Annotated in this window: 2 protein-coding genes; one reads left to right on the forward strand and one right to left on the reverse strand. The window is 46.0% G+C overall.

The annotated features are described in order from the left end of the window. Positions 1-1,072 (reverse strand): fructose PTS transporter subunit IIA (locus tag AB4496_RS22475; protein ID WP_372132014.1); only part of this gene is annotated, 1,072 nt, incomplete at its 3' end. A 378-nt stretch (positions 1,073-1,450) separates the two neighbouring features. Between AB4496_RS22475 and AB4496_RS22480 the strand changes: the two genes are divergently transcribed. Then, positions 1,451-2,168, forward strand: a 718-nt coding sequence (locus AB4496_RS22480; RefSeq protein ID WP_372132016.1) for an AraC family transcriptional regulator, incomplete at its 3' end; no start/stop codon positions are given.

The raw sequence follows: 2,168 nt of genomic DNA on the forward strand, positions 1-2,168 counted from the left end.
CAGCAATCGCGTAAGCAATGTAGCCAGCCAAGATTGGGATCATCAATGTGAAGGCAACCACGCCCACTTCTAGGATTTGGTTCCACATGCTGCCAGCAGGAATCGCCATGCCAGATTCACTTGGCTCGCCGCCAATCGCCAGTGCAAGGGCAATCAATAGGCCGCCAGTGACTACGAATGGGATCATGTGTGATACGCCATTCATCAGGTAACGATAAAGGTCTGAACGCGCTTGTGAGGCTTTTTCTACAACGGATTGGTTGGCCGGCGTTTGTTCTGCTTGATAGCTTGGCGCGTTGAGTGCTTGCTTGATCAAGCTTTGTGCGTCTTTGATTGGTGCTTTTACGTTGGTGCTGATGACGCGTTTTCCGGTAAAGCGAGCCATGTCGACCTGTTTATCACAAGCCACGACAATCGCGTCTGCACGTTCGATCTCTTCTTGAGTCGGGCTGTTTTTAACACCAATAGAACCGTTAGTTTCGACCTTGATGTCGTAGCCAAGAGCCGCTGCGCCTTTCTCTAGCGCTTCAGCTGCCAAATAAGTGTGTGCAACGCCAGCTGGGCAGCCAGTGACACCAATGATGAAACCTTGTTTCTTAACGTTGGTTTCCGCTTCTGAAGGCTCAGGTTTGGTAAGCAGTAGTTCTAATGCTTCTTGTTCAGATTGAGCATTCATGAAGCTTTCGATAAAGCCTTCTTCAATCAGTTTTGAAGAAAGCTCTGCCAATACTTCGATGTGGTGATCATCGCCGCCATCTGGAGACGCAATCATGAAGAAGAGTTTTGATGGTTGGCCGTCATCGGCGCCGTACTCGATACCCTGCTTGTGGACGCCGATAACAACCGCGGGTTTGATCACCGCGCTGCTTTTCGCATGTGGTAGGGCAATGCCTTCTTCAAATCCGGTATTACCTTGTTCTTCTCTCGCCTTAATGTCGGCAAGAAACTGTACTTTGTCTGAAATTCGGCCTTGTGTGTAAAGCACGTCTATAAGCTCTTTAAATACGTCTTCTTTTGAATTAGCGCTAAGCGAAAGCTTAATCAAATCTTGATTGATCAATGTCGTGATCATAATGAACCCCTACTCTGTTTTTATTTTGTTAGGGGTATTCTGGAATCTACGGCTTACCTTCTGTAGTGAAGAAAAAACGCATTTACTGGATGATTGTTGCGTTATAAGTGGAGTGTGATTTTGATCGGTCGAGTGGCTGTTTTAAGGGCGGTGTTGACAGAGTTTAAGATGTGTTGAGGCTTTTATTTATAAGGGATACAGCGTATTTGTTTATCAGAGCAGGAACGTTCTAGTTCAGTTTCTTTACTGGAAATTTATTTCCGTGACTGGATTTTTGTAGCCTAGATCTCAAATTGTGATTTTGCTCAATAGCGCTATGTTTCACTAAGGGGTATATCTATTCCCGTAGCCTTATTGCTGCCCATTAGAGTTCGAATAATGATATTTCATGACTTAATCTCGTCTGTATTAAATGAGCGAGAACCGTTTCATAACATCTGGTTTGCTGGAGATTTTCACACGCCTTCAGCGTGCAGTTATCAGGTGAACTTTCCGCGCTTAGAGCTAGTGCTAGACGGAGAGTATATTAATGAAATGGAGAGTCATGATCGCAAAATAACCAACGTTATCGCCAAAGCCGGAGACGCGATTTTCATCCCACCCAACTGCTGGAACAAGCCAAACTGGGATACAGACTGCTCGGTGTTGAGCATGTTGTTTGGTCGTCGTCAGCTTGGTTTAAGCTTGGTGAGCAAGCGCAAAGGCGAGGAGAGCTTTTACGATATTCAAAAGCACAGTATTCAGACTCGCTCTGGTTTTGCGATTGATAATATTTTGGAGGCGCTTAGCTCGTTAGCGAGAGAGAGTAACAAGCAGCCGATGGACGAGTTATTGCTGCAAGCTCTACTGCAATACAGTAAAACCATGCTGGAAGCGCCCGTAGAAAAATCTCATAGCCGAGTACAGGATGTGTATCAGGGGATTTGTATCTACATTCAAGAAAACTTCCACCGCCAGATCACCCGAGACAGCATTGCCTCACGCTTTAGCATCTCATCCAATCACTTGTCGCGAATGTTCCGTCAGCAAGGCCACATGACGCTAGCAGAGTACATTACCCGCGTGCGGGTCGATCGCGCTAAGTTTATGCTTAAGA

The organism is Vibrio sp. 10N.222.46.A1, from assembly GCF_041473595.1.
Taxonomy (GTDB): Bacteria; Pseudomonadota; Gammaproteobacteria; order Enterobacterales; family Vibrionaceae; genus Vibrio; species Vibrio tasmaniensis_A.